The following is a 25,244-nucleotide window of genomic DNA, read 5'->3' on the forward strand; positions in this document are numbered from 1 at the left end:
TCATTCTGTATATTTACTACAATATTATTTTGTACAAAGTGTAGAATATAGAAGAGATATGCTGGTGAATCCTCTTGTAGTTGATTGTTTGAAAAAACCGTATATAATGTAAGTGCAAAGATGCATTCTGGATAAGATCATATTTTTTGGTTACAACTGGACAGGTTACACTGGATGTTTTGATAAATTATGTTGATAATCAGGGCAAATAATGCAATTAACAAAGAAATACAAAATTCATCCAACTGAATTACAAAAGAATATGCTTTGGGAGTTATCCAATGCATGTACATCTCTTTATAATATTGCATTATCTGAAAGAAAAGACACATGGAAAAATGATAAAAAATCCATTTCATATAAAAAACAACAGAATGATTTACCACAAATTAAAAAAGAGAATCCTGATATAAATATTCTTTATTCTAAATCATGCCAGATGGTTTTGCGTAAATTAGATGCTAATTACAAATCATTCTTTGGACTTCACAAAAATGGAGACAAAAAAGCAAGAACTCCACGATTTAGAAGTCGTAAATACTTTTTTACAATAACATATAATCAGAGTGGTTTCAAAGTAATTGGAAATAGTATTAGATTTTCACATAAAATGAATGATGAAGATTTGATAATTGATATTGAACAAGATATATCAAATTTGAAAATCAAACAAATCGAAATATTCAATGAAGATAAAAAGGGTAATGGAGATTTCTTTGTCACGATTACGTATGAACCTGAAATCAATGTGCCTTATGTTCAAAATAATCATTTTCAAGCAATTGATTTAGGGATTACCAAAACGATTACTGCAATAAATGATAAAGGAAAATTTTTTGAAATAAACAATCCACGATATGATTTATATTGGGATTCTAAAATCAGTGCAGTTCAATCAAGGCGTGACCATTGCAAAAAATACAGTAAAAAATGGCATCGATTAAACAAAACTATTCGTACTATGGTAAGAAGGAAAAATAATCAGATAAAAGATTGGCAACACAAATTATCTAAATCAATGGTAGAGAATACAAGAGCCAATACAATTATTGCAGGTAAACTCCACGTTAAAAATATGGGTAAATCGAAAAACAAAACGTTGAATCGTTCTACACAAAATAATGGTTATTTATCACGTTTCATCGAATTTCTCACCTATAAAGCAGAACTTATAGGTAAACAAGTAGTTAAAATTGATGAAAGATATACGTCAAAAACATGTTATGTTTGTGGAAAACAACATAAGATGCCATTATATAGACGTGATATGACATGTGATTGTGGTAACGTTATTGATAGAGATAGAAACAGTGCTATCAATATCATGATACGTTACCTATCACAAAATGCCAATTGGACAGGCTATGAGCATTTTGCTCATAATCTACGACAAACAGGGTTATTGACATTTGATGTATCCCAAATACATCCAATGAATGACATAACAACTCGTAGGAATCTCCATGCGTAAGTGTGGAGTAGTTCAATATAATGAAATAGTAATATGAGATAGTTTATTGGAAGACTATTATCAATAATGTAAGGGAGTTTCATGGAGCTAAAAGATATAGACGGCGTATCCGTAATTATCGAAAATAGGTGGAAAATACTTGCTTTTATTGCTTTTTTCATTGTATTTCTGGCTCTTGTGAAAATTCTTCTCCCTCTTGCAGACGGTATCGTGTTGGGTCTGGTTTTTGCCTATATCTGCAGGCCGATATATGAAAAGATAAACAGGAAAAATCATTATGGGGCATTCATTGCGACGATGTTTATCGTAACGCCTCTCGTTATCATAATAGGCACCGGTTTTGTAGAGATATTCAGACAGCTTATCTGGGTCATCGAAAACCAGTCACAGGTACTTGGGATCATATTTGATTTTATAAGGGCAATAGTGCCGAGTACATATTTTGAACATATCAACCAGCTTGTTTGGGACTCATCGCTTTCGATTCTTTCTTTTGCAGGTAGCCTGGGTTTTGTTTCGTATGCCAAAAGTCTGGGTATGTTTATGGTCAATCTGGTTGTGGCAATCTTTGTTTGCTATTTCCTGTTGCTTGAAGGTGAGAAACTGTATGCTTCTGCGGTATGTATCGCTCCAACGGGAACCCAGTTAAATACGGGCCGTTACCTTCGGGAGCTGGACCGGATACTGAGTGGAATATTTATAGGTAATGCCTACGCTGCTCTGACTGTAAGTACGATTTCAGTAATTGTGTTTTATGCCTTTGGTTTATCTCATATACCGGCACTTGCGACCCTGATATTTATTGCTTCTGTGATTCCCCTTTTTGCCGGTTATATGGTACTTCTGGCACTGTCTGTTATCAGGTACATAGAAATGGGCGCAGAGGCTGCAATTGTCTTTTTCATTGTGTCTTCTATAGTAATCTACGTCCCGCCTGAGCTTTTTCTGCGTCCGTATTTTGTGAGCATGAAATCCCAGATACATCCGGTAGTACTTGTCGTTGTATTTCTGGGTGGAGGTTTTGCAGGAGGAATAGCGGGATTCTTTGCCGCACCGGTACTCCTTGGGGCTTTGGTGGCAGCTTACCGGGTATATATTGACAATTCGAACAGTCAGGATACCGAAGATTCCGGCAAGGATTCGGATGAAGCGTGCCATAAGAACGATTCCATTTGAAAAAGGTTAATAAGGATTGTTCCAATTTATCCAGAAGACCCGAGGTGAGTTCATGCAATTATTGCTTATCCATTCCGATTATATTGAATACGAAGTGAAAAAAAGTACTCCTGTTGCAGAGCAAATAGAGAATTCCTTCAAAAAAGGCAGACTAGATGAAGCTTTGACCGCTTTCATGGCGGTGGAAAGTACTGATGAGGCAAACCCGAGAGATGTGGCTGAAAAGGCAGTTACTGAGATCAAAAAGACTGCATCCCAGGTAAATACTGACAATGTAATGCTTTATCCTTATGCCCATCTAAGTTCCGACCTTTCTTCCCCTAAGGTGGCAGTTTCTGTAATGAAGGATATTGAAAATAGCCTTATTGATTCTTTTAATGTCAAACGTGCTCCTTTTGGGTGGTATAAATCATTCAAAATCAGTTGCAAAGGGCATCCTCTCTCAGAACTTTCCCGAACTATCAACCCAGAAAGCGAATCATGTGGTGAAGTAGTAGATACAGAGGAAGAAGTTGTATCTGAAGCCCTGAAAGCCGAAAGTACGGCCAAATCTTACTGGAAGGTCCTGACTCCGGACGGTGTGCTGCATGATGTTGATGATTTCAATCTCAATGATCATGAGAATCTAGCTACCTTTGTAGATCATGAAATCTCCAAAAGCAGGGCTGTGGAAAAGGTCCCTCCTCATGTTGAATTGATGCGCAGACTTGAGATTGCTGATTATGAACCCGGGTCTGACTCCGGTAACATGCGTTATTATCCCAAAGGCAGGTTGATCAAATCCCTGCTTGAGCGGTATGTGCTGGATTCTTCTGCCAGAGAAGGAGCAATGGAAGTAGAAACACCTTTGATGTACGATATGAATCACCCAACGCTCAAGAAATACCTGGACAGGTTCCCTGCACGTCAGTATTCCATCGAATCCGATAAACGCCAGATGTTTTTGAGATTTGCGGCATGCTTTGGCCAGTTTCTGATGAGTCATGATATGACCATCTCCCACCACAACCTCCCGATGAAAATGGTGGAACTTACACGTTACAGTTTCCGTAAGGAACAGAGGGGTGAACTGGTGGGCCTGCGCAGGTTGCGGGCTTTTACAATGCCGGATATGCATACAATGTGCGAGGATATGGACCAGGCTGTCGAACAGTTCGGTCGCCAGTACCAGATGTCAATAGATGTGTTGAAAGATGTCGGGATTGATGTTTCAGATTATGAAGTTGCAATCAGGCTTACCCGGGACTTTTATGAGGAGAATAAGGAATTTATCACTGCTCTTGCAAAGAAAGTCAATAAACCTGTTCTTGTGGAAATGTGGGAGAAACGTTTCTTCTACTTTGTGCTCAAGTTCGAGTTCAATTTTGTGGATGCCCTGAAAAAGGCAAGTGCGCTTTCCACAGTCCAGATAGATGTGGAAAATGCAGAACGATATGATATTAAGTATATCGACCAGGCAGGGGAAGCTAAAAGACCTGTCGTATTGCATTGTTCACCCAGCGGTGCAATTGAACGCTGTATTTATTCCCTGCTGGAAAAGGCCTCCATGAAGGCTGAAGGGGGAGAAGTCCCAATGCTTCCGGTCTGGTTATCACCTACACAGGTCAGGATCATACCCATTGCAGAGCGACACATGGAATTTGCCGAAAAGATTGCATCACGTCTTCAGTGTCGTGCGGATATAGATGACAGGGAAGAAACAGTTGGCAAGAAGATACGTAATGCAGGACAGGAATGGGTTCCCTATGTGGTAGTTGTCGGTGACAGGGAAACTGAAAGCGGTAATATCAATGTCACTGTGAGGGAAGAATCCAGACCAAAGAAGCCTTCCAAGGTTGAAATGTCGGTGGATGAACTCAACAGCCGTATTATTGCAGAAACTGCCGGGATGCCTCAGGGTCACCTGCCTCTTGCACAAAAACTTAGCATGAGACCAAGATTCATATAATATCGTCTCGAAAATTAATTTATGGATATGGAACGTGCAATAATACATGTATCCGGTGTTGTGCAGGGTGTTTTCTTTCGCTCCTTTACCATGCAGAAAGCATCCGGCATCGGACTTACAGGTTATGTGGAAAACCTCCCGGACGGCAGGGTAAAAGCTGTTGTCGAAGGTAGTAAGGGTAAAATAGATGCCCTGTTGAATGCTCTCAAAGAAGGTCCTCCTGCATCCCGGGTAGATAATGTCGAAATAGTTTGGGAGTCCCCAACAGGCGAATTTAATGATTTCAGTATCAGGAGATAATTTATCTCCTGTCAATTACTCATTTTGGCGTCCTTTCACTTTATAGAATTCCATCTCCCTTTTAGAAAGGAAATTGAATAATATCTCAAAGGCTTCCTTGTTATAGGCATCCTGCAGACCAGGTTTGGATTGCAGGAAACATTTCAGGAAGTTCTCCTGGACTTTCTCACGGTCACATACGATTTGGGCACCCCGCTGATGCCACTGGTTTCATGCACTGTATAGACATCTTTCCAGCCTGCACTCTTAAAACGAAAATCCGGTGTTTCAGGAGGCTGGTTGTTTCTTATGATTTCACTTGTAACAATTGGTAATTCCAGCAAATCCTCATGGGTGGTAATATCTGCAGGTGTGACATTATTTTCCCTGAACCATTTCCTGTAAAAAGGCAAATTTTCTGCTGCATACTTGACAGTATATTTAATCCTTTCATCAACAAGGTTGTCCAGTTCTCCTCTTCCGAGATTTTCCATCTCAGGGTTAAAATAAGGGATAAAATCATCCTCCTTATTTATCAGCGGATAGTCTCTTCAAGTATCTCATATTCTACGGAAGAAACATCCCTCTCAAGAGAAGTGACTCCCAGTACATCTCGTAATTCTTCGATACAGTCCAGGCATACATGGACTTTTCCTATTATTTTACCCGATTCTGCATCTTTTTCGGATCCGCCCTCAATCTCGTAATCCATACATTCTTTTCCACAAAATATACAGCTCAAGAAACCCCCTCCTTCTTATTTTATTTTGAAAAGATTTGTATATATTACTTTCGACCCTTAACAGAAGGGTTATTTTTATAAGTTCTCCCTTTCTATGGCTATTGATGTCTTCTTTTTTGAACAATAGTTCTTTGACTACCTCTTCGATGTATGAAATTAAGAGAAGGTATGAACTGCTTGATGAATTGCTGAACGATCTCATAAAATGTTCTGATGAAGGTGACATTATTCTGGTTGAAGGAAAAAGGGATGTTTCTTCATTGCGCAGTCTCGGTGTACGTGGTATTATTAAGAAAGTAACTCATATTCCCCTGCTTGATCTATCCGAAAAACTGCGGAAAATGGATCGCTGTGTTATTGTTCTGACTGATTGGGACAGAAGGGGAAACATACTTGCAGATAAGATATCTACAGACCTGGAATACATGGGTGTCGATGTGGATACTTCTATCAGAAATAGATTGGTGTCCCTTGTTCAAAAAGAGATAAAAGATGTAGAAAGTCTTGATAGTCACATGGAAAAAATGAGATATACTGTTTTACAACAGTATTAGTGAAGTAATTTCCGGAAAGTTGTCCTGCCACATTTGCGGCAGTAGTAAAGGACATTGGATTTCATCTTCATTACCTTTAACTTTTTCCTGCATTGAGTGCAGATCTTACAGGAGGATGCTTGCATCATACTACCTCTCTCACGCAAGTATAGTTATGGAATCAAGGGCGTGCTGTTTACTCTATTGTCCAGTAACCGCACACGTTACAGTATTCTATTCCATTTTCGTTGACTTCCATTTTGCAATTACATTGCGGACATATGTTTAGTCTTGGCATATTATTCTCCCCATATGTCTTTGAAATAGGATCAATTCTAAAAGTAAATTATTTTATCCTATCTTTTAGTAAATTCCGTCTGGAATAATAAGATTATTTTTGCATTTAAATGTAGTGGGACAAGTCAACTTGTTTTTGTCAACTGTTTTTTCCATGTATATTTGGTCCTTCAGGTATTTCGCAGGAACGAATATCCAAAAAGCAGGATGGCTACTACAAATCCGGCGATTCCCAGTTCATTGGTTGCTGTGTCGGCTCTGGTAGCAAGATAGGCCGATGTAACCAGGATTATTGACAGGAATACATAGCTTGCGAAGTTTTCATACATCCTGTTTCTTTTAATTTCATTGGTTTTGTTCTCCAATTTTTCTATCCTGTAACCCCGGATTGTTTCGATAACGTCATCTACTCCCTGGGGCAAATTTTTGAAAATGTCAAAATAGCGATCTCCTTCAAGCTGGAAGTATTCCATCGCCTTGGCCGGGGAATATCTCTGCAGTAATACTTCTGTGATGAGAGGTCTGGCGTCATCAATAAGATTGAAGTCGGGATTTAGTTCGAGGCAAACACCTTCGATGAGGATAAGGGATCTTTCAAGTGTGGAAAAATCACTTGGAAGAGATAGGTTGTATTTCAGGGCAAGGTTTGCATAACTGTCATTCTGTCTCTGGCCCAGCGCATAGTTTTGCTTTGCTATCAAATCATCAAGATCAAGTTTGAAATGACGCACATTGATATCTTCCTTTTTTATATCCGCGATCCTCAGGAAAGCCTCAAAAGCAATATCCAGATTCTTTTTGTATATTCCGTAGAAAAGGTTGAGCATGTTGCGTCTCAGTTCACCATCTATGATTCCGATTGCTCCAAAATCAATGTAGGCAATACTATTATTCTGGATGAGGATATTCCCTCCATGCGGGTCTGCATGATACAGGCCATCGAGATAAACCTGCTTTAAGTAACTGGAACTAATCATGTGGGTATATTTTAAACGCTGTTCAGAATCCAGGTCCTGTATATTTTTCACCGGGGTTCCTTCCATATACTCCATTACAAGTACACTTTCAGTACAGTAGTCGTCGTATACCTGAGGGATATTTACATCATCAATTGATTCAAAATTTTCCCGGAAACGTTTGATGTTGCGGGCTTCATTGCGAAAATCCAGTTCCTTGTTCAATAATTCCCGAAATTCATACAGGAATTCATCAAAATCGATGTTGTTTCCAAATCCCCCGATTCTTACAATGAAAGGCTTTAGGTCTTCGATTATGGATAGATCAATGTTAATTTTGTTTATAAGGCCGGGTCTTGAAACTTTTACGGCCACTTTCTCATCATTCAGCTTTGCTTTGTATACCTGGGCAATTGATGCACTTGCTATAGGCTTTGTATCAAATTCATCAAAATATCCCATCACCTGTTCCATTGATATTTCAGGTTCACCGTTTTGGGTGCCCGGTATTGCACATTGCAGGCTTGCAAAGGAAGGCAGCATCTGTTCAAACTCAAGGGGTTTTACGCGATCCTGCAAATTTGCCAGTTCCCGTATGTAACTTGGGGGCAGGATATCGGACCTTTTACTCATTATTTGGCCCAATTTAACAAAAGTAGGTCCCAATTCCTCAAAAGCAAGTCGCATTTTGCGGGCATTTTGCTGGTTCTCAACATCGAGATAACAGGTACCACGTCTGCTGGATATGTAGTTGCGATTAATTTCTTTATATAGAAGACTGAAAAGATTATATTTCGTAAAAACCTTGAGAATTTCCAGATATCTGCGAACCTTTCTTAGCATCAACCTGTTTTTGCATCTTCCTTATTAAATATGTATTGTTATATTTTATGGAATAGGTTTAATTAACATATGTGAATATTTCTTCCCATGAACAATATAGTCATTATAAGATACGGTGAACTGTCCCTGAAAAGTCCGGGTGTGCGTAATTTTTTCGAACGTACACTGGTTAATAATCTTAAAGCAATGCTTGAGCAGCAGGCAGTTTCATATAATGAAGTTATCAGGGACAGGGGGCGTATTTTTGTCGAATCCGATGATCCGGCAGCCGCAGAAGTATGTTCGAATGTTTTCGGGGTGGTCTCTACCTCTTTTGCCCGTAAAGTCGATCCAAATTTGAAATCAGCCGCAGAGGAATGTGCTGCAATCGCTGGTGATTTCATCGCAGAATCCGAATCATTTGCAATCCGTCCACGTCGCTCAGGGAATCATTCTTTTACCTCCACAGATTTAGGGCGAAGTTGTGGGGATGCGGTTTATGAGAAACTTGAATCACTGGGAAGGAATCCTTCGGTGAATCTTGATAATCCTGATAAAGAGATCTTTGTGGAAATGAGGCAAAACGCCGCTTATGTGTTTACGGGTATTTCCAAAGGCATGGGTGGTCTGCCGGTGGGTACTCAGGGTAAAATGGTAGTTCTGTTATCAGGGGGAATCGATTCTCCGGTTGCTGCCTGGTTGCTGATGAGAAGGGGTGTAAAGGTCATTCCGGTATTCTGCAATAATGCACCCTTTTCCGATGAGGCAACCCGGCAGAAAGCCATCAAATGTGTGAAAGTGCTTAACGAATGGTCTGCCGGCAACCCCATGAAAATGTATGAAGTTCCCAATGGAAAAAATTTGCAGGCAATTCGGGACAACTGTTCTCTCAAAAATACCTGCATATTATGCAAGAGGGCGATGTACAGGATTGCTTTTGAAGTTATGGAAAAAGAAAAAGCATCAGGTATTATTACCGGGTCATCTCTGGGTCAGGTGGCTTCCCAGACAACTTTCAACCTGCATGCTGAAATTTATGGTCTGGGATTTCCTATATATCATCCGCTCATAAGTTTTGATAAGACTGAGATTATCGATATGGCTAAAAAAATAGGTACTTTTGATATATCCATACTCAGTTCTGCAGGATGTGGAGCTGTCCCTGAACGTCCGGAGGTAAGGGCTATGTATGATGCGGTAGTTGAAGAGGAAGCAAAACTGGATGTTGATGGTCTTATTGACGATTCCCTGGCAAATGCCAAGGTATTGTATGAGTTTGAGTGAAAATAAGGCTTGATAGGGTTAAACTATCAAGGAATTAAAAACCCTCCAGCCATCTTGTAAGCAGAATTGCGTAGAGGGCAAGTATTACAAGCCCTAATGCAACTTTTGCGTTTTCATGTTCTACCGCCCACGCTGTTGACAAAAAATCATCAGGTATATAGTCTTCGATTCCCATTTAACCACCCTATAAAAATGGATGTTTATGTTATATCTGCTTTTTGTCATGGTAATTTTGTCTGTACAGGTAGGGACGATTCTGGTGCCCTGATGGATGTTGTATTGTGGTTGGGCCAGGACACTTCTTCATTTTTTGTAGACTATGCATTGGATCCTGTAGCATTGAATTGATTTATGAATAGGGCAAACAGGATAATAAAAAGAAAATGAAGGACTTATATCAGATTTATTTAAGCTTGTGACGTGGACCTGGCGGGATTCGAACCCGCGGCCTTTACGTTGCGAACGTAACGATCTTCCCCTGATCTACAAGCCCAAAAAAAAGACTGTGAAGACCTTCAGACAGGTCTTCCTACTTCTTCTACCTGTACGCTTTCGACGCCTTCGATAGTTGCTATGGCTTCCTCAACAGGCTCGGTTCCGCCTTCCAGGTCGCCTACAAGAACTGTAGCTTTAATGGCCTTGAGGCCAAAAGCGATAGGTTCATCGGCAGTTCCGAAGAGTTCTGAACCTTCAGGTAAAACATCTGCAATCTTTGCTTTGATCTCTTCTAGATCTCTTTCTACGCCATCTGGCATTATTTTAATAGTAGCTGCAACATCTCCCATATTTACACCTCATGGACCCATGAATCCACATTTAGGACAGACGTAATTGTTACTCTGCTGTCTGCATTTTATGCATCTTCCAAGTTCGGTGTCACATTCGGGGCATGCAAAACGTGCAAAACCCTTGTCCGAAAGGTGTACACCGCAGGAGGTACAGTAATTGACCTTCTCCATTGTATTTCTCCTTATTGTGATTTTACTATAAGTATGACGGATTGAGTACATAATCCGTATATAATTTAAAATTTCCCCCTGATGTAGGTACCTGTATCTCTGTTTCCCATAATAGCCCCTGTTATTCTGGAAAAATAGTTGCCATTTACAATAGTGCAATTCATTTCATGTTGTTTAAGGTAGTGTGGAAGATAGGAATCCACACAACTCTGTCCCATTCTTATGATGTCAGAAGCGGTAATTTCCCGTAATAATTTTCCCTGTTCCAGGATCCCGTCCACATCTGTTACTTTAATATATTCTGCTCCCATCATTTGGGCAAATTTTGCACCTATTGTGTCGGATGTGACCTTCCACGAATGAGGCAGGTCGTCGCTATCTGTAAGAAGTCTGTAGGGTAGCAGAATTCGTATCCCTTCAACAGGTCTGAGAGTAACGGTTGTTTCAATTTTCGTTTTTTCCCTGAGGTATATGCCGTACTGTTCCATGGACAGGATTGCCAGCCAGTGAGAGATATCATCATTAAAACCTGCTCTCTTTTCCATATCCCTTATTCTATCTGCAAAGGGTCCTCCGCCGGGAACCACGAGCAACTGTACTTTTTTACCCTTTGCCCAACTTTTCAGTGACAGCAGTAATTCAGGCCCCTGTTTTATCAGACTCCCGCCCAACTTTAATACAACTTTTTCTTTCATGTTTTCTTCAGTTTCACTCCAGCAGATTGGCTACTGCATAGGCGGGGAATACCTTTGATACATCAAGGCTCCATTTCTCTGCAAGTGATATGCACTCAATACCCAGTTCTTCACATGTGGTTTTGATCAAAAATTCGCCAAGTCCTGCTGCCAGGACAATATTAATGTCGTGTTTGTGGCAAAGTTCTGAGATTGCTTCTGAGAGCTTTTCTTTCTGTCTATCCTTTACAGCCACTGCTATCTTTCTGACATCTGCCATGTCAATTTCATTCAGGTCTGCGCAGACAACCCTTGCAAGTCTTCTGGCAGCCTCTTTTTCTGATTTTCCATGCCCGTCAGCAGTTTCACATGTGTATGCATCTTCATCGATATATGACAGGAGGAGGTAAGCATCCGCGCTTGTGGCAAAGAGTTCAGAGGCGACTTGGCAATTCCCCGGCCTTATCGCCACACTATCCAGCAGGGCAGCGATATTTGTCCTCAGGATTCCCTGATACAATAATTCATTGTTTGCAAGACGTTGTGTATCGGTATTGTGTGCAATTACTTTCCCGTTTTTTACAGGGATTAAATCACTTGTAGTACTGCCCATATCCACAAATAGGCAATCTTTCATTTTTCTGGCAATGAAACTTGCAGAAGCCATCCAGTTTGCTGCGGCAAGGGAGGCGGGATTTTGTGTATGTTTTATAAAATTGCCTTCCTGGTCCAGAAAATCAATCTCACAGTCAAAACTATCTCTTACGATATCCATAATGCCAACAACCCCTGCTGTTTTGTCTTCGTAACAATCGGCAAGTTCTCCGGTCATCACAACGCCCACATGAGATGGATTGTGCTTTTTTGAGATATTTTTCAGAACCGTTGGAAGTTTTGTTTCTTTCCAGAGGGGTACATAGTGAAGTTCACAGACAGCGCCGTCGGAGGAGGCTATTTTTGTATTTGCCCCTCCGATATCTATCCCGAGTTTTTTCATAAAAGGTCCTCCTTTCGGAATTCATAATTGCCGGTAATATGTACTGTTGGTGGTAAATTCTCTTCCATAGCACCAATCAACAATTCTCCGATTTGGGGTTTGATTATTTTGCAGATACCCACAAGCGAAGTGGTAGGCCTGGGATTTATGTCTATTACATAGGGCCTGTCACCCATTACAATATCAACACCTGTGTACCCCCTGCATCCAAGTGCCCGGGCCGCCCTTTTTGCAGTATCAATAATCAGTTCCCTGTCAGGTGTTTCATAGGGGGTTATTCCTCCTTTGTAATCGATGGCAGTTCTATCCCCCTTTCCTGTAATTTCTATGTACTGGCGATTGATTGTCAGGGGAAGAGGCGCATTGGCACAGACAAGACTCACACTCAGGTGTTCTCCTTCTACATATTCGGTTACGACCATGTCCTGGGATATTGAAGGATTGGATGTAATGATCGTATTCTCTGCAGCACATCCATAACGGGGTTTAACCACATAATTGGTATCTTTTTTGAGCTCTTCCACCGTTTCAACAAGTCGGGGTGTAGATATTCCATTTTTTTCAAGGATTTTTCCGCACTTGAATTTATCCGCACACTCCCGGATGACCTTCGGGGATGATCCCATATTTGAGGTATATTCTTCTATTTCTTCCACAAGCCCCGCAAGCAGGTCATCGGGTGCAATTACCAGTGCAGCATCACATTTTTTGCCCTCGTCCTGTAAAACCGTCTTTATATTCTCTTCAGTACAGTATACAGGTGTGCCGACCTGGATTTCGGTTGCAGATGTCGTATATTTGATCTCATGATGGCCTGCGACAAAGCTTTCTGCAAGGCTTTTTAGCATGGCTTTACCCTCAAGCAGGAAGGTACCTCCCATTCCGGTACTTGTGGCATATTCGCAAATTAAGATGTTCATATTTCGAGAAATGTTTTATTTAATATATGCTTTGGGTTTATATCGCTGAGACAATAAATATATACTATCAGGACCTCTTTTTTGCAGAGAGGGATGGATATGGAAATGTCAGAAAATCCTTTTATTCAGGCACTGTTAATATCTTTTGCAATGGCAATTTTCATGGTGGGTATGGCCATGGGTATAATGCAAATAGTAACCACCGGTTCAAACCCCGTACCTTATGCTATTATACTTTTGGTGTTCGCCATAATCTTCATTCTTGGCTCTGTTTTCTTTGAAAAGAGAGGGGCTGACGAATTGGGATCAATTGCTGGTGCAGCACTTGTATCCTCGGTAAGTACCTTTTCAATCATCTCTTTTCTGGGAGGACTGAGTTTTGCTTTTAATGATGGACTTTTTTCCATAGGATGGAATAGACTAGTTTCTGCACTGGCGATTTGTATGATTGTTAGTATGTTGGTTGTCAAATTCTTCTCTTACAGGATCCAGAACCAGTATTCCTGATTAGATACTCTCTTCCCACAAACTATTTATAGAATATCATACATCCAATTCATTGCAATTTCTATTATAAGTTGGACCGCTCAATACACAGGCGGAGATGTCAGTGATGGTAGGTAAAGATAAACAAGAAGATGATAACTCCTCAGATGCGGGATATTCTCCTGAAGAGCTGGAACAGCTGGTTCAGGAAAAGGATGCGGAAATTGCATCTCTGAAGGAAGACCTTTTGCGTAAGAGAGCAGAATTCGATAATTTCCGTAAACGTACCCGCAAGGAGCAGGAAGAATTCCGCAATTTTGCGGTGGAAAACCTAATGATGGAATTGCTTGATGTCTATGATAATTTCGAGAGGGCCATTGAGTCCGCTCACAATACCAATGATGTGGATTCGGTGGTTGAAGGGGTAGAAATGGTGTTCAGGCAATTTGTATCGATCCTGGAAAAAGAAGGTCTCAAAAGGATTGAATGTGAAGGTGAGGAATTTGACCCATCCGAACATGAAGCCATGATGCACGTTGAACATGCGGATCATCCTGACAATACTATCATTGATGTTTGTAAACCTGGATACAAGTTAAATTCCAGGATAATCCGGCCCGCTATGGTGACGGTCTCCAAGAACACTTCTTCTGACAAAGAGGAGAAGTCTTCTGACAAAGAGGAGAAGTGTTCTGACAAAGAAGAGAAGTAAAGTTCATTGAAATGAATAGATAAGAAATATCAACTATAAATCTGATAATATTACAAAGAGGTAATCTATATGGGTAAAATACTTGGAATTGATCTGGGAACTACAAATTCCTGCATGGCAGTGATTGAAGGTGGCGAACCAACTGTATTACCGAATGCAGAAGGCAGCAGGACGACTCCCTCTGTAGTTGGATTCTCAAAAAAGGGAGAAAAACTTGTGGGTCAGGTAGCCAAAAGACAGATGGTAGCAAATCCGAATAATACGGTAAGCTCAATCAAACGTCATATTGGAGAAGGGGACTATCAGGTAACTCTCAACGGCAAGGAATATACGCCACAGGAAATTTCTGCAATGATACTGCGCAAACTCAAGGAAGATGCAGAAAGTTACCTTGGTGAAACAATTACAGATGCTGTAATCACAGTCCCTGCTTATTTCAACGACTCTCAGAGACAGGCTACAAAGGATGCCGGTAAGATCGCAGGGCTTGAAGTTAAGAGGATTATAAATGAGCCCACAGCCGCTTCTCTGGCATATGGACTGGACAAGGAAACCGGTGACCACAAGATTCTTGTTTACGATCTCGGGGGCGGTACTTTTGATGTGTCCATCCTTGAGTTGGGAGACGGCGTTTTTGAAGTACTATCCACAAGTGGTGATACCCATCTTGGAGGAGATGACTTCGATGACAGGATTGTCAACCACATCATAAGTGAATTCAAAAAGGAAGAAGGTATCGATCTATCCGGTGACAAGGCAGCAATGCAAAGATTCAAAGATGCCGCGGAGAAGGCCAAGATTGAATTATCCGGTGTTGGTACCACAAATATCAACCTTCCTTTCATTACAGCTGATTCAAACGGCCAGCCAAAACATGTCGACATAGATATAACGAGGGCACAGTTCGAAAAGATGACCGAGGATCTTATCGACAAGACCCTCCAATCCATGAAAAAAGCTCTCAGCGATGCAAATCTTAAAACTTCAGATATCGAAAAGGTGCTGCTTATCGGTGGTTCTACCAGGATGCCTGCAGTCGTCAGGACTGTGAAGGAATTCATCGGTAAGGATCCGTACAAGAATATCAATCCTGATGAAGCGGTTGCTGTAGGTGCTGCCATACAGGCCGGTGTAATGGGAGGAGAAGTTGAAGATGTATTGCTGCTGGATGTCACTCCTCTTACCCTGGGTATCGAAACAATGGGTGGTGTCGCAACACCCTTGATTGAGAGAAATACCACAATTCCTACACGTAAGAGTCAGGTGTTCTCGACAGCTGCGGATAACCAGAGTTCTGTGGAAATTCACGTATTGCAGGGTGAAAGAGGCATTGCTTCTGCCAATAAGACCCTTGGACGTTTTATCCTTGACGGCATACCACCTGCACCGCGTGGAATACCACAGATCGAAGTAACTTTCGATATAGATGCCAATGGTATCCTCCATGTTTCTGCAAAAGATAAGGGAACCGGCAAAGAGCAATCTATAACAATCGAGAAGCCAGGTGGTCTTTCTGATGAGGAGATCGACCAGATGGTCAAGGATGCAGAGGCACATGCTGAAGAGGATAAGGCTAAGAAAGAAGAGGTTGAGGCAAGGAATAATGCACAAACTCTGGTAAGTTCTGCCGAGAAGGCTCTCAAGGAGGCAGGAGACATTGCTTCAGATGAGCAGAAATCCAAGGTAGAATCTGCGATTTCGGATCTCAATACTGCTCTTGAAGGTAGTGACATTGAAGCAATCAAGAGTAAAACCGAGGCTCTGCAGGAAGCAATGTATGAAATCTCTGCTCTTCTTTACCAGAAGGCACAGGAAGAGGCTGAGGCTTCTGGACAGGCAGCAGGCGGAGAAGGTGCTTCTACATCTGGTGCTGAAGGTGGATCAGATGAAGATGTTGTCGATGCTGACTTTGAAGAAGTAGACGACAACGACAAAAAGTAATCGAATTCAGGCAGGATTCCTCCCTGCCTATTATATTTTATAAACAAAAGACATCTTTACAGGTTTTCCCATGTCTACAAAGCGTGATTACTACGAAATACTGGGTATTTCCAAGGACGCATCAGCCAGCGATATAAAGAAAGCTTATCGAAAGCTTGCAATGAAATACCATCCGGACAAAAATAAGGAACCGGATGCTGAGGAAAAGTTCAAGGAGATATCCGAAGCCTACGCCGTCCTTTCTGATGAGGAAAAGAGAGCACAATATGATCGCTTCGGACACGCGGGAATTGATAACCAGTATTCGGAAGAAGATATATTCCGCACAGCCGATTTCGGAGGTTTCGAGGATATCCTCGAGCATATCTTCGGCGGCGGTTTCGGTGATTTTGGTGGTTTTGGCGGTTTCGGCGGTTCACGCAGCTCACGCAGGGGCCCACAGAGAGGTTCTGACCTGAGATATGACATGGATATTACCCTCAAACAGGCTGCATTCGGAGACAAGGTTAACATCGATGTCCCAAGGGCTCAGAATTGTGACACCTGTGGTGGGACCGGGGCCAAACCCGGTACAGAACCAGTCAACTGTTCTAACTGCGGTGGCAGTGGACAGGTAACCCATGCCCGTCGTACTCCCCTTGGTAATTTTATGACAGCCACTACCTGTGACAAATGTCACGGCAGGGGACAGATAATCGAATCGCCCTGTGAAACCTGTAATGGTACCGGCAAAGTCCGAAAGACAAAGACCATTGAGGTAAACATCCCTAAAGGTGTGGAAACCGGTCTGCGTTTGAAAATGACTGGAGAAGGAGAAGCCGGAAGTCCAGGTGCCCCGCCGGGGGATCTTTACATTGTCCTTCATGTTAAGCCTCATGAATTCTTTGAAAGGATGGGTGACGATATAGTATGTGAAATCCCTATCTCATTTGCACAGGCTGCTCTGGGTGACAGCATCCAGGTTCCCACTCTTTACGGTGATGTAAAGATGAATATAAAACCCGGTACACAGACCCATTCAGTATTGCGTCTGAAAGGCAAGGGGATGCCGCATCTGCATGGGCATGGACAGGGGGACCAACTAGTAAAAGTTATCGTGCAGACTCCTACAAAGCTCAATGAGGAGCAGAAAAAGCTTCTCAGGGAATTTGACAGTTTGGGTGGAGGATCAGCCGGTTCAGGTAAAGGTGGTGTTTTTGATAAATTCAAAAATGCTTTTGAATCTGTAATCTCTCCTGATGACTCTCCGGGCGATTCTCCTGCCTGATTTTTCTTTTTTTCAGTAAGCTTTAACAATAATAGCATATATTATCGCCCAATCCAGTTCATTATTTCATGTTAATTGGATAGAGGTACTTTTATGAAAATCATTGTCATAGGTGCAGGTGAAGTTGGATATCATATAGCAAAATCACTGTACCTGGAAAATGATCTTGTTATTATTGATGAAGATGAAGATGCTTGCCTGAGGGTCGATGAATTCGATGTTCAGGTCATCCGGGGCAACGGTGCAAATGCTACAGTTCTTGAAAAAGTTTTGATAGGCGCAGATCTCCTTGTGGCTGTAACCGGTGATGATGAAGTAAACATAGTTTCATGTATGGCTGCTAAATTGATAAAACAGTCCAATAAGAACTTCAAGACCATGGCAAGGGTCAGTAATCCTGATTATATAGATAGGCCGGTAGCCAAACGTACACAGGTTGGTATTGATGTAATGATATGTCCTGAACTTGCCCTTGCATCTGAAGTTGCTGACATTTTATCAGTTCCTTCTGCTATTGATTCTGAATCCTTTGCAGATGGAAAAGTAAAAATGATGGAGTTTGTTGTTAAGGACAATAGTAATATTGCAGGCAAACATCTTCGGGACATAGATTTGCTCGATTGCTGTATCGTAAGTGCTCTTTTCAGGGGTTCGCAACTGATCATTCCTCATGGTGAAGATATTATTCAGGCCGGCGACCACATCGTAATTATTGGTAAAACAGAAGCAATGAAGGACATTTCTTCCTTTTTTGGTGAGATCACTAAATCACGTAGCCGCGTGATGATAATTGGAGGGGGGGTAGTTGGATTTTATCTGGCACAGCTGCTTGAAAATACCCGTTTGAACGTAAAGATTATTGAAAAGGGTCGCCAGAGGTCTGAAATGGTAGCCGATAATCTTCAAAAGGCACTTGTTTTGCATGGGGACGGTTCCGACCTGAATCTTCTAAAGGAAGAAGGTGTCGGTGAGATAGACGTAGTAATCTCTGTCACAGACAATGATGAAAAGAATTTATTGTGTTCACTGATGGCCAAACAGCTGGGAGCAAAGAAGGTAATTGTCAGAGCTGATCACTTTGATTATGTGCCACTTTTCGAAATGGTAGGTGTAGACCGTGCTGTCAGTCCCAGGGAAGCTACGGTTAATGAAGTACTCAAACTTACTATGGGAACGGGAATCGAAGCCCTGACGACTATTGAAGGCGAAAAGGCAGAAATTATCGAATATACCGTATCTCGCAAATCAAGAGTGACAGGAAAGCTTCTAAAAGATGTGAATTTCCCGGATGATTCACTCGTAAGCATGGTAGTACATGGAGGAGTAACTATTATTCCCCGGGGTAACTACAGGATAAGGGAGGGAGATCACCTGCTTGTATTTTCCCTGCCCACGGCACATCAGGCTGTAGAAAAACTGTTCAAGTAAGTACATTTCTGGGTGTCCATATCCGGTGACTGTAGGATAGAGAAGTCGAAAACTCCTGAATTCTGGAAATATAAAAAATCAGTCAAACTGATTCTTTTTATATTTGAATTCAAAGTTGTTGTTAACAACATCTCTGAAAAGACCCCTCAGGTCCCATAATAGTTTCTTGTTTGCTTTGAATAGGGCATAAAGCAGGTCTTTAAGACTCAGGCTATAGAAATTAACATTGGACAGGGATTGTGCAAGGTGATTGAGGTCCTTGTCTGTAGATTTGATAAATGTCTCTTTTACTACCAGACTATATTCGATTTCCTTTCCGATGGTGGATCTCCAGAGAGTTTCATATTCGTTCAGGGTATCTGTGGTGTAATCTCCTTTTTTGATGGCATCAGCAGCGACTTCTGCAGCAATCTTTCCAGCTTCCATTGCATTGATTATGCCTCCTCCTGTAATTGGATCAGACTGACGTGCAGCATCACCCACAAGGATTAAGCCATCACTAACGGTTTTTTCGATGGGTCCACTAACGGGAACTCCTCCATAGACCATTTCGATGATCCTCCCTTCGGGGTAAACATCTCTCATAAATTTGTCAAGATAGTCGATGGCTCTGTGGTCACCGGATTTACTTCCCAGGATGCCAACACCGATGTTTGCCATATTTTCACCTTTCGGGAATACCCAGAGGTAGCCTGCGGGTGCAATTTCGTTTCCGAGATAAAAATCACAGAATTGTGGATCAATATCAATATCAGTTACAAGATATTGTACGCAGGTTTCCATATCGGCTGGTTTCAGGGAGGTGTCGATTCCTGCCCATCTGCCGACCTTTGATTCCATACCGTCAGCGCCGATCACGATCTTTGAGTGTATTTCGTATTCTTCGCCCAGGTGCATTGCATATATTCCGCATACAACACCCTTTTCCATTATAAGCCCGGTTGCCCGGGTCTTGACTCTAACTTCTGCACCTGCCCTGGCACATTGGTCTACAAGGGCACGGTCGAAAACTTTTCTCTCAAGGACATAACCTACTTCTCCTCCAGACATTTCTTCACTCATTTCAACCATTGTGCCGTCCGGGGAATATATACGGGAGCCTGTAAGATCTGCACATATCCATCGTGGATCAGGTTCAATGTGGTCACTGAGACAAATTTTAGAAACTCCCTCTGCACAGCGCACAGGGTCGCCTACTTCCTGCCTTTTTTCGATAAGGAGTACATCAAGTCCGAGTTCTGCAGCATTTTTTGCGGCGATTGCTCCCCCGGGTCCACCACCTACGACTATTAAGTCATACATTTCTTTCATTTATTCACCTCAATAGCTCCTACAGGGCAGATTTTAGCACAGAGGCCACAACTTGTACAGCAATCATTAACTTCCACCCAGGTTTCTACAAGCTCGAGGGCTCCGCCGGGGCATACACCCACACATGCACCACAGTATCCGCACTTGTATCGATTTATCTTAATACTCATCCAATCACCGAAATAAGATATGAATTTACCCTAATAACACATGTAAGGATATATGTTTTGTCAGTAAAGATTTAAAATTATTACATTTTACCTTTTCTGTATCATATAGGCAGGAGATATATAAGTTATTGCATGTTATCATTTATTATGGAATTTATTATCATTTATATCACAACTTCTGGTACAGTTGAGGCACGCAATATAGCATCCGAGTTGGTTTCCAGAGGTCTTGTGGCCTGTGTGAATATGTATCCTATAAGATCGGTTTTTATGTGGGAAGGGGAAGTAAACGAGGACGATGAAGTCGTCCTTTTTGCTAAAACGACCAGGAACAATTTTGAACCTGTGCGAGAGCTTGTGCGCAGCACACACAGTTATGAATTGCCTGCAATTGTTTCATGGGATATTGAGGGAGACCCTGAATTCCTGGAATGGATCAGGACATCAGTATCTCATTAAAGGGGCTTATTTTCACCCTTCCTTTACTTTCTGTTTTTCCGAACCTTCTTTCGGCATAATCCTTTGCAATTCCCTGTCCATGTAATAGGAGTTCTGTAATATCCTGTGGTTCATCAATATCCGTACTTGCAAGGAATGAATCATATACCCGAATAGAGAGTTTTTGTTGTGCGGCAATCATGCAGTGATTCTCAAAACTTGAACCGTAGTATTTGACCCTGAAATTCTCAGGTTTGCGGATGAACAGTATATTTGTGCCGCCTCCCTTGCCCGGGACAATTGTCACATCCGCTTTACTCGCTACTATATCTTTTATATGACTGAATTTCACAAGGGGCAGATCAGCCATTATGATCAGTATCGGCTCTTCCTTTTGAGAGAGATATTCATTCAAACAATCGTTGAGGTCCGTGTCATCCTCAATTATATTTGCTTTCACTTCCTTTTTCACGTCACAGGCTTTGGGGGTGATTATATCTAGATTCCGGATACCGCCTTCATTTAAGGTTGCAACAACATCCAGAAGCATTTTTTCGACAAAGGTCTCCCTCTGCTCCCTTGTCATAACAGTTGAAAGTCTGGATTTGGCATTTTCCTTTTTGTAGGGTATCACTGCTCTCATTTACATTCCCTGTAATATGTATCACGTCTGACAGGCCTGCGTCCGATCTCTCCTATTATCCATTCCATTTCCCCGGAGGGTAAATATTCACCATTTTTGCCACCTGAAGCAAGAGTAATCTGGTCCTCCATGAGTGTGCCTCCCAGATCGTTTGCACCACAATTCAGGGCCACCTGGGCCAGTTTTTTCCCGAGTTTGACCCAACTGGCCTGAATATTGGGTATATGTTTATTGAGAAGGAGTCGTGCAATGGCATGGAGTTTGAGGTCTTCTATTCCACCGGGTCCATATTTGCCTTCTCGCATCATTTTTTCTCCGATTATGTTGTTATAGGGCATAAAGGGCATGGGGACCAACTCTGTGAATTTCCCTGTCTTTTGCTGGATATCCCTGAGTATAAGCAGATGCTCAATCTTTTCCTCCCAGGTCTCTATGTGCCCGTACATAATGGTTGAGTTTGTCACAAGGTCTGCTTTGTGAGCCGTCATTATTGTTTCAATCCATTCTTCGGTCGTAATCTTGTTAGGACAAATCATCCCGCGCACCCTTTCGGAAAGGATTTCTGCGGAAGTTCCGGTAAGTGTGCCCAGTCCCGCTTTCTTCAGTTTCCTGAATGCTCTTTCTGTAGATATATCGCAGACTCCGGCTGCATGACTTATTTCCATCGGGGAAAACCCGTGAATGCTTATATTGGGATATTCCTTTTTGATCGCCTTTACAATATCAAGATAAAAGTCAAGATCGAGTTTTGGTATAAACCCTCCAAGGATGCAAACCTCGGTTGCACCTGCTTCATGTGCGGCCTTTACCCTTTCAAGAATTTGCGGGATTGTTAGTATATAGCCGTCTCTTTGGTTAAAGGAGCAGAATTTGCAGCCACCCTTGCACATATTGGTGATATAAATATTGCGATTCACAACATAGGTCACATCGTCACCTACTGATTCCCTGCGAAGCCTGTCTGCCAGGTCAAAAAGTTCAAAAGGGTTTTCTATCAGGAGTTTCAGGGCATCTTCCCTGGTGGCCAACCCGTTTCTAGCCCGATTTTCAATATCTTCAGGAATCATTTTCTGCCTCAATGCTTTCATAGAGAGTATTCCTTTGCACAGGTTTGCGACCGGCCGTTCGGACCAACCATTTTATTTCAGAAACTTCCATATTTTCCCCGTTTTTTGCACCTGCAGAGCTGGATATTTTCTCTTCCATCAATGTCCCCCCAACATCGTTGGCACCACAGGCAAGAGCTACCTGTGCAAGTTTCTTTCCGAGTTTGACCCAGCTTGCCTGTATATTGGGGATGTGGGTATGCAGGAGGATCCGGGAAAGCGCATAAAATTGTAAATCCTCTATGCCTCCGGTGGCATACTTGCCTTCTTTTATCATCTTTTTGCCGATAGGATTGTTATAGGGCATGAACGGCAAAAGTACAAATTCGGTAAAACCAGCGGTTTTTTGCTGGATATCCCTTATTTTCAGTATGTGATCTATCCTTTCTTCCTTTGTTTCCACATGTCCGTACATCATGGTCGCAGTAGTGGCGATTCCAAGCCTGTGGGCTGTAGTGATTACATTTTCCCACTGCAGGGTGTTCAGTTTTCCGGGGCATATTATTTCGCGCACCCTGTCTGAAAGGATCTCTGCAGCAGTACCGGGCATAGTTTCAAGGCCACTGTTTTTGAGTTTTTTTATTGTAGATTCGATAGAAAGCCCGTTTTTCTTTGCAAGGTGGAATACTTCCATCGGGGAATAGGCGTGAATATGTATGTTGGGATAATTTGCTTTGATGGAACTGAGAATATCCTGGTAAAATTCCAGATTTGCATCTTCAAGTAATCCGCCCTGGATACAGACTTCTGTAGCACCCAACTCTACCGCTTCTTTTGTTTTTCTGATTATATCAGATTTTTCCAGAAAGTAATTTTCCTGGTTCCTGAAAGCACAGAAACCACAGTTGCCTATGCATTGGTCTGTGAAATTGATATTTCTGTTGACAACATATGTCACATCATCGCCGACAGCTTGCTTGCGTAATCTGTCAGCAAGGGAAAATAGTTGTAAAGGGGGAACTTCCAGCAATTTGAGGGCATTTTTTTTTGTAACATTCCCCTCATATGCCTGCTGTATGATATCATCAGGTATTGTGTTTTTCATAGGAATCCTTCTGTTATTTTCGATAACCTTTGGAATCTGCAAGGGAATTTATCAATCCATCAAGTTGTTTACTATACCATCCCCTCCTTATGTATTGCGGGTAGATTGGTAATCTTTCCTTTAATGGGACATCTCTTGCCATAGTTTTCAATTTTTCAACATCCGGCCATTCAGCTTCGGGATTTATCCAGTCAATCGTTGTGGGGGATATTCCTCCCAGGTCTTTGGCACCTGCTTTAATCAGCAGGTAAGGATCAATCAGGTTTGGGGCCACCTGCACTTCTACGTCTGCAGGCAGTATTCTTCTTGCCAGTTGTACAGTATCGAGCATCTCTTCTTTTGGTGGTGGCTTGATGCTTTCCATCCGGGTGCCAGGTTTGGGCATGAAATTCTGGATAATTACTTCCTGGATATGTCCGTATTTGATTTGTATTTCAGCAATGGTTTCAAGGGAATCGATACGATTTTCGCGGGTTTCCCCGATACCTACAAGGATGCCCGTTGTGAACGGAATATGTAGTTTACCTGCATCTTCTATCATGCGAAGACGGATTTTGGGTTCTTTACCCGGCGACAGTTCATGGGCAGGTAATCGTGCAGTGGTTTCGAGCATGAGGCCCATGCTTGCATTTACAGGTTTAAGGACTTCCATTTCTTCATAGGTCAGTATCCCGGCATTTGTATGGGGCAACAGTCCTTTTCCAATTGCCATTTCACACAATTTGTAGACATAATCCACAGTTGAAGAATAGCCTCTTTGTTCCAGCCATTCCATATATTCGGGCACTTCCTCGGCATACTCTCCGAACACGAACAGGGCTTCTGTACAACCCGCCTTTTTTCCATGGTTTAGAATATCATATATCTCTTTTTCCCTCATCAATTGTGCATCAGGATGGGATGGTTCACGACGGAAGGTACAGTAATGGCAGTTGTTCCTGCAGATGTTTGTGACAGGAATGAATACATTACGTGCGAATGTGGCATACTCTGGCATGAATGGAGAATGAAATGATATATATCCTACATAAGATTAATGCAACACAAATACGGGTTTATATTATGGGATGTACATTTCTTTTCAGGGAGGTCCATACAATTGCGTCAACTACCCCTCCCTTACGGCAAGGGGCTTGAATGTCAATTAAGCATTCGTCCGGGTGGCTGACAAGCACCCCTGAGATTCCAGGATATACCTGTAATCCCGTGTTTTGTGTTCAATATTCATTGCACCAATCAGGTCGGCATTGTTCTCATAACCACATTTTTCACATCTAAAAGACAACCTGTTACGGTTATTCTTAGAGATATGATTGCATCGAATACAGGTTTGAGAGGTATAAGAGGGGTCAACATAATGTGTAATTATGCCTGCTTCTCTTGCTTTGTATTCAATGAATGTTTGCAATTGGCGGAAAGCCCAACTACTGTGATTATGTCTTCTCTTTTTAGAAACTTTGGGAAGCGTGGAGTCACGTATTCCTGATAAATTTTCAAGACCTATTACAGATACACCTTTTTCAGTTGCGAACTTCACAATTTTCTTTGAGATTGTGTGGTTTACATCTCGCATAAGACGTTTCTCTTTACCTGCAATATGTTTTAACATACGTTTTGCAGATAAAGTTCCCTTCGATTG

The 25,244-nt window shown here is 41.9% G+C and carries 30 protein-coding genes and 1 tRNA gene; 14 read left to right on the forward strand and 17 right to left on the reverse strand.

The genetic code is table 11. The features are described from left to right. Positions 1-146 precede the first annotated feature (146 nt). The 5 genes from CP947_RS10800 to CP947_RS08080 all read left to right on the forward strand — a co-directional run bounded on the left by CP947_RS10800 (position 147) and on the right by CP947_RS08080 (position 4,895). Positions 147-212, forward strand: coding sequence for a hypothetical protein (locus tag CP947_RS10800; RefSeq protein ID WP_241645854.1), 66 nt, complete (start codon positions 147-149; stop codon positions 210-212). Beyond that, positions 212-1,471 (forward strand): RNA-guided endonuclease InsQ/TnpB family protein, encoded by a 1,260-nt coding sequence (locus CP947_RS08065; RefSeq protein ID WP_096712704.1) that lies wholly within the window; start codon positions 212-214, stop codon positions 1,469-1,471. Before CP947_RS10800 ends, CP947_RS08065 begins: the two co-directional genes overlap by 1 nt. Before the next feature lie 81 nt (positions 1,472-1,552). Continuing rightward, the gene (locus CP947_RS08070; RefSeq protein ID WP_096712705.1) at positions 1,553-2,647 is read left to right on the forward strand and encodes an AI-2E family transporter; all 1,095 of its coding nucleotides are present in this window, start codon (positions 1,553-1,555) and stop codon (positions 2,645-2,647) included. Between the two features lie 52 nt (positions 2,648-2,699). Next, the gene (locus tag CP947_RS08075; protein WP_096712706.1) at positions 2,700-4,595 is read left to right on the forward strand and encodes a threonine--tRNA ligase; all 1,896 of its coding nucleotides are present in this window, start codon (positions 2,700-2,702) and stop codon (positions 4,593-4,595) included. Positions 4,596-4,622: 27 nt separating this feature from the next. Beyond that, a complete protein-coding gene (locus CP947_RS08080; RefSeq protein ID WP_241645844.1) occupies positions 4,623-4,895 on the forward strand; it encodes an acylphosphatase in 273 nt (90 codons plus the stop codon). A gap of 143 nt (positions 4,896-5,038) precedes the next feature. Here CP947_RS08080 and CP947_RS08085 read toward each other — a convergent pair whose 3' ends face one another. Further along, entirely contained in the window at positions 5,039-5,368 is a 330-nt protein-coding gene (locus CP947_RS08085) for a hypothetical protein (protein WP_206631032.1), read from the reverse strand. Between the two features lie 41 nt (positions 5,369-5,409). After that, entirely contained in the window at positions 5,410-5,616 is a 207-nt protein-coding gene (locus CP947_RS08090; protein ID WP_096712708.1) for a hypothetical protein, read from the reverse strand. Between the two features lie 104 nt (positions 5,617-5,720). On the opposite strand from CP947_RS08090, the gene CP947_RS08095 reads away from it, so the two are divergent. Further along, positions 5,721-6,170, forward strand: coding sequence for a toprim domain-containing protein (locus CP947_RS08095; RefSeq protein ID WP_243641527.1), 450 nt, complete (start codon positions 5,721-5,723; stop codon positions 6,168-6,170). A 446-nt stretch (positions 6,171-6,616) separates the two neighbouring features. Here CP947_RS08095 and CP947_RS08100 read toward each other — a convergent pair whose 3' ends face one another. Beyond that, positions 6,617-8,245 (reverse strand): ABC1 kinase family protein, encoded by a 1,629-nt coding sequence (locus CP947_RS08100; RefSeq protein WP_096712709.1) that lies wholly within the window; start codon positions 8,243-8,245, stop codon positions 6,617-6,619. 87 nt (positions 8,246-8,332) lie between these two features. On the opposite strand from CP947_RS08100, the gene thiI reads away from it, so the two are divergent. Next, positions 8,333-9,508 carry a tRNA uracil 4-sulfurtransferase ThiI gene (gene thiI, locus CP947_RS08105; protein WP_096712710.1) on the forward strand — a complete coding sequence of 392 codons (1,176 nt, stop codon included), beginning with the start codon at positions 8,333-8,335 and terminating at the stop codon, positions 9,506-9,508. A gap of 34 nt (positions 9,509-9,542) precedes the next feature. Here the strand turns inward: thiI and CP947_RS10570 are convergent, their stop codons facing one another. After that, positions 9,543-9,683: a hypothetical protein gene (locus tag CP947_RS10570; protein ID WP_164909014.1), complete on the reverse strand. Its 141-nt coding sequence runs from the start codon at positions 9,681-9,683 to the stop codon at positions 9,543-9,545. Positions 9,684-9,700: 17 nt separating this feature from the next. On the opposite strand from CP947_RS10570, the gene CP947_RS10575 reads away from it, so the two are divergent. After that, complete coding sequence (locus CP947_RS10575; RefSeq protein ID WP_164909015.1) at positions 9,701-9,856, forward strand: hypothetical protein; 156 nt, start codon at positions 9,701-9,703, stop codon at positions 9,854-9,856. A 73-nt stretch (positions 9,857-9,929) separates the two neighbouring features. On the opposite strand, the gene CP947_RS08110 is transcribed toward CP947_RS10575, so the two are convergent. From CP947_RS08110 to CP947_RS08135, 6 genes are all read right to left on the reverse strand, one after another. Continuing rightward, positions 9,930-10,001, reverse strand: a tRNA-Ala gene (locus CP947_RS08110). A gap of 22 nt (positions 10,002-10,023) precedes the next feature. Next, complete coding sequence (locus CP947_RS08115; RefSeq protein ID WP_096712711.1) at positions 10,024-10,293, reverse strand: elongation factor 1-beta; 270 nt, start codon at positions 10,291-10,293, stop codon at positions 10,024-10,026. Positions 10,294-10,302: 9 nt separating this feature from the next. Continuing rightward, a complete protein-coding gene (locus CP947_RS08120; protein WP_013038060.1) occupies positions 10,303-10,467 on the reverse strand; it encodes an HVO_2753 family zinc finger protein in 165 nt (54 codons plus the stop codon). Positions 10,468-10,532: 65 nt separating this feature from the next. Beyond that, positions 10,533-11,162 (reverse strand): amino acid kinase family protein, encoded by a 630-nt coding sequence (locus tag CP947_RS08125; RefSeq protein WP_096712712.1) that lies wholly within the window; start codon positions 11,160-11,162, stop codon positions 10,533-10,535. Positions 11,163-11,175: 13 nt separating this feature from the next. Then, positions 11,176-12,138, reverse strand: a complete 963-nt coding sequence (locus CP947_RS08130; RefSeq protein WP_096712713.1) for a hydantoinase/oxoprolinase family protein — start codon at positions 12,136-12,138, stop codon at positions 11,176-11,178. Next, positions 12,135-13,058, reverse strand: coding sequence for an ATP-grasp domain-containing protein (locus CP947_RS08135; protein WP_096712714.1), 924 nt, complete (start codon positions 13,056-13,058; stop codon positions 12,135-12,137). The genes CP947_RS08130 and CP947_RS08135 overlap by 4 nt, the downstream gene beginning before the upstream one ends. 99 nt (positions 13,059-13,157) lie before the next feature. On the opposite strand from CP947_RS08135, the gene CP947_RS08140 reads away from it, so the two are divergent. The 5 genes from CP947_RS08140 to trkA all read left to right on the forward strand — a co-directional run bounded on the left by CP947_RS08140 (position 13,158) and on the right by trkA (position 18,892). After that, a complete protein-coding gene (locus CP947_RS08140) occupies positions 13,158-13,565 on the forward strand; it encodes a heat-shock protein (protein WP_243641528.1) in 408 nt (135 codons plus the stop codon). A 106-nt stretch (positions 13,566-13,671) separates the two neighbouring features. Next, positions 13,672-14,256, forward strand: coding sequence for a nucleotide exchange factor GrpE (grpE, locus tag CP947_RS08145; RefSeq protein WP_096712715.1), 585 nt, complete (start codon positions 13,672-13,674; stop codon positions 14,254-14,256). A gap of 69 nt (positions 14,257-14,325) precedes the next feature. After that, entirely contained in the window at positions 14,326-16,197 is a 1,872-nt protein-coding gene (dnaK, locus tag CP947_RS08150) for a molecular chaperone DnaK (protein ID WP_096712716.1), read from the forward strand. Between the two features lie 70 nt (positions 16,198-16,267). Next, positions 16,268-17,464, forward strand: a complete 1,197-nt coding sequence (gene dnaJ / locus CP947_RS08155) for a molecular chaperone DnaJ (RefSeq protein WP_096712717.1) — start codon at positions 16,268-16,270, stop codon at positions 17,462-17,464. Between the two features lie 93 nt (positions 17,465-17,557). Further along, a complete protein-coding gene (gene trkA / locus CP947_RS08160) occupies positions 17,558-18,892 on the forward strand; it encodes a Trk system potassium transporter TrkA (RefSeq protein WP_096712718.1) in 1,335 nt (444 codons plus the stop codon). Positions 18,893-18,970: 78 nt separating this feature from the next. Here trkA and CP947_RS08165 read toward each other — a convergent pair whose 3' ends face one another. Beyond that, the gene (locus CP947_RS08165) at positions 18,971-20,203 is read right to left on the reverse strand and encodes an NAD(P)/FAD-dependent oxidoreductase (protein WP_096712719.1); all 1,233 of its coding nucleotides are present in this window, start codon (positions 20,201-20,203) and stop codon (positions 18,971-18,973) included. After that, positions 20,200-20,373 (reverse strand): 4Fe-4S binding protein, encoded by a 174-nt coding sequence (locus CP947_RS08170; RefSeq protein WP_096712720.1) that lies wholly within the window; start codon positions 20,371-20,373, stop codon positions 20,200-20,202. Before CP947_RS08170 ends, CP947_RS08165 begins: the two co-directional genes overlap by 4 nt. Before the next feature lie 147 nt (positions 20,374-20,520). Between CP947_RS08170 and cutA the strand changes: the two genes are divergently transcribed. After that, the gene (cutA, locus tag CP947_RS08175; RefSeq protein ID WP_096712721.1) at positions 20,521-20,832 is read left to right on the forward strand and encodes a divalent-cation tolerance protein CutA; all 312 of its coding nucleotides are present in this window, start codon (positions 20,521-20,523) and stop codon (positions 20,830-20,832) included. On the opposite strand, the gene cofC is transcribed toward cutA, so the two are convergent. The 5 genes from cofC to CP947_RS08200 all read right to left on the reverse strand — a co-directional run. Next, positions 20,810-21,454, reverse strand: a complete 645-nt coding sequence (gene cofC / locus CP947_RS08180; RefSeq protein WP_096712722.1) for a 2-phospho-L-lactate guanylyltransferase — start codon at positions 21,452-21,454, stop codon at positions 20,810-20,812. The genes cutA and cofC overlap by 23 nt on opposite strands. After that, positions 21,451-22,521, reverse strand: a complete 1,071-nt coding sequence (gene cofH / locus CP947_RS08185; RefSeq protein WP_096712730.1) for a 5-amino-6-(D-ribitylamino)uracil--L-tyrosine 4-hydroxyphenyl transferase CofH — start codon at positions 22,519-22,521, stop codon at positions 21,451-21,453. Before cofH (CP947_RS08185) ends, cofC begins: the two co-directional genes overlap by 4 nt. After that, a complete protein-coding gene (cofH, locus tag CP947_RS08190) occupies positions 22,511-23,605 on the reverse strand; it encodes a 7,8-didemethyl-8-hydroxy-5-deazariboflavin synthase subunit CofH (RefSeq protein WP_096712723.1) in 1,095 nt (364 codons plus the stop codon). The genes cofH (CP947_RS08185) and cofH (CP947_RS08190) overlap by 11 nt, the downstream gene beginning before the upstream one ends. Before the next feature lie 13 nt (positions 23,606-23,618). Beyond that, positions 23,619-24,602 (reverse strand): 7,8-didemethyl-8-hydroxy-5-deazariboflavin synthase subunit CofG, encoded by a 984-nt coding sequence (gene cofG, locus CP947_RS08195; RefSeq protein WP_096712724.1) that lies wholly within the window; start codon positions 24,600-24,602, stop codon positions 23,619-23,621. A 147-nt stretch (positions 24,603-24,749) separates the two neighbouring features. After that, a partial coding sequence (locus CP947_RS08200; protein WP_143745137.1) for an RNA-guided endonuclease InsQ/TnpB family protein occupies positions 24,750-25,244 on the reverse strand: 495 nt, incomplete at its 5' end.

The organism is Methanohalophilus euhalobius (assembly GCF_900215215.1).
In the GTDB taxonomy this organism is placed as follows: Archaea; Halobacteriota; Methanosarcinia; order Methanosarcinales; family Methanosarcinaceae; genus Methanohalophilus; species Methanohalophilus euhalobius.

Excerpts from the sequence above, each read along its gene's own strand:
- CP947_RS08125 (WP_096712712.1), bottom strand. The coding sequence starts at position 11,162 with ATGAAAGAAAAAGTTGTATTAAAGTTGGGCGGGAGTCTGATAAAACAG.
- dnaJ (WP_096712717.1), top strand. The coding sequence starts at position 16,268 with ATGTCTACAAAGCGTGATTACTACGAAATACTGGGTATTTCCAAGGAC.
- CP947_RS08135 (WP_096712714.1), bottom strand. The coding sequence starts at position 13,058 with ATGAACATCTTAATTTGCGAATATGCCACAAGTACCGGAATGGGAGGT.
- CP947_RS08140 (WP_243641528.1), top strand. The coding sequence starts at position 13,158 with ATGGAAATGTCAGAAAATCCTTTTATTCAGGCACTGTTAATATCTTTT.
- CP947_RS10575 (WP_164909015.1), top strand. The coding sequence starts at position 9,701 with ATGGATGTTTATGTTATATCTGCTTTTTGTCATGGTAATTTTGTCTGT.
- cofH (WP_096712723.1), bottom strand. The coding sequence starts at position 23,605 with ATGAAAAACACAATACCTGATGATATCATACAGCAGGCATATGAGGGG.
- CP947_RS08100 (WP_096712709.1), bottom strand. The coding sequence starts at position 8,245 with ATGCTAAGAAAGGTTCGCAGATATCTGGAAATTCTCAAGGTTTTTACG.
- CP947_RS08130 (WP_096712713.1), bottom strand. The coding sequence starts at position 12,138 with ATGAAAAAACTCGGGATAGATATCGGAGGGGCAAATACAAAAATAGCC.
- CP947_RS08170 (WP_096712720.1), bottom strand. The coding sequence starts at position 20,373 with ATGAGTATTAAGATAAATCGATACAAGTGCGGATACTGTGGTGCATGT.
- cutA (WP_096712721.1), top strand. The coding sequence starts at position 20,521 with ATGGAATTTATTATCATTTATATCACAACTTCTGGTACAGTTGAGGCA.
- CP947_RS08085 (WP_206631032.1), bottom strand. The coding sequence starts at position 5,368 with ATGGAAAATCTCGGAAGAGGAGAACTGGACAACCTTGTTGATGAAAGG.
- CP947_RS08165 (WP_096712719.1), bottom strand. The coding sequence starts at position 20,203 with ATGAAAGAAATGTATGACTTAATAGTCGTAGGTGGTGGACCCGGGGGA.
- grpE (WP_096712715.1), top strand. The coding sequence starts at position 13,672 with ATGGTAGGTAAAGATAAACAAGAAGATGATAACTCCTCAGATGCGGGA.
- CP947_RS08120 (WP_013038060.1), bottom strand. The coding sequence starts at position 10,467 with ATGGAGAAGGTCAATTACTGTACCTCCTGCGGTGTACACCTTTCGGAC.
- CP947_RS08095 (WP_243641527.1), top strand. The coding sequence starts at position 5,721 with ATGTCTTCTTTTTTGAACAATAGTTCTTTGACTACCTCTTCGATGTAT.
- CP947_RS08065 (WP_096712704.1), top strand. The coding sequence starts at position 212 with ATGCAATTAACAAAGAAATACAAAATTCATCCAACTGAATTACAAAAG.
- cofG (WP_096712724.1), bottom strand. The coding sequence starts at position 24,602 with ATGCCAGAGTATGCCACATTCGCACGTAATGTATTCATTCCTGTCACA.
- thiI (WP_096712710.1), top strand. The coding sequence starts at position 8,333 with ATGAACAATATAGTCATTATAAGATACGGTGAACTGTCCCTGAAAAGT.
- dnaK (WP_096712716.1), top strand. The coding sequence starts at position 14,326 with ATGGGTAAAATACTTGGAATTGATCTGGGAACTACAAATTCCTGCATG.
- cofC (WP_096712722.1), bottom strand. The coding sequence starts at position 21,454 with ATGAGAGCAGTGATACCCTACAAAAAGGAAAATGCCAAATCCAGACTT.
- CP947_RS08115 (WP_096712711.1), bottom strand. The coding sequence starts at position 10,293 with ATGGGAGATGTTGCAGCTACTATTAAAATAATGCCAGATGGCGTAGAA.
- CP947_RS08075 (WP_096712706.1), top strand. The coding sequence starts at position 2,700 with ATGCAATTATTGCTTATCCATTCCGATTATATTGAATACGAAGTGAAA.
- cofH (WP_096712730.1), bottom strand. The coding sequence starts at position 22,521 with ATGATTCCTGAAGATATTGAAAATCGGGCTAGAAACGGGTTGGCCACC.
- CP947_RS10570 (WP_164909014.1), bottom strand. The coding sequence starts at position 9,683 with ATGGGAATCGAAGACTATATACCTGATGATTTTTTGTCAACAGCGTGG.
- CP947_RS08080 (WP_241645844.1), top strand. The coding sequence starts at position 4,623 with ATGGAACGTGCAATAATACATGTATCCGGTGTTGTGCAGGGTGTTTTC.
- CP947_RS08070 (WP_096712705.1), top strand. The coding sequence starts at position 1,553 with ATGGAGCTAAAAGATATAGACGGCGTATCCGTAATTATCGAAAATAGG.
- trkA (WP_096712718.1), top strand. The coding sequence starts at position 17,558 with ATGAAAATCATTGTCATAGGTGCAGGTGAAGTTGGATATCATATAGCA.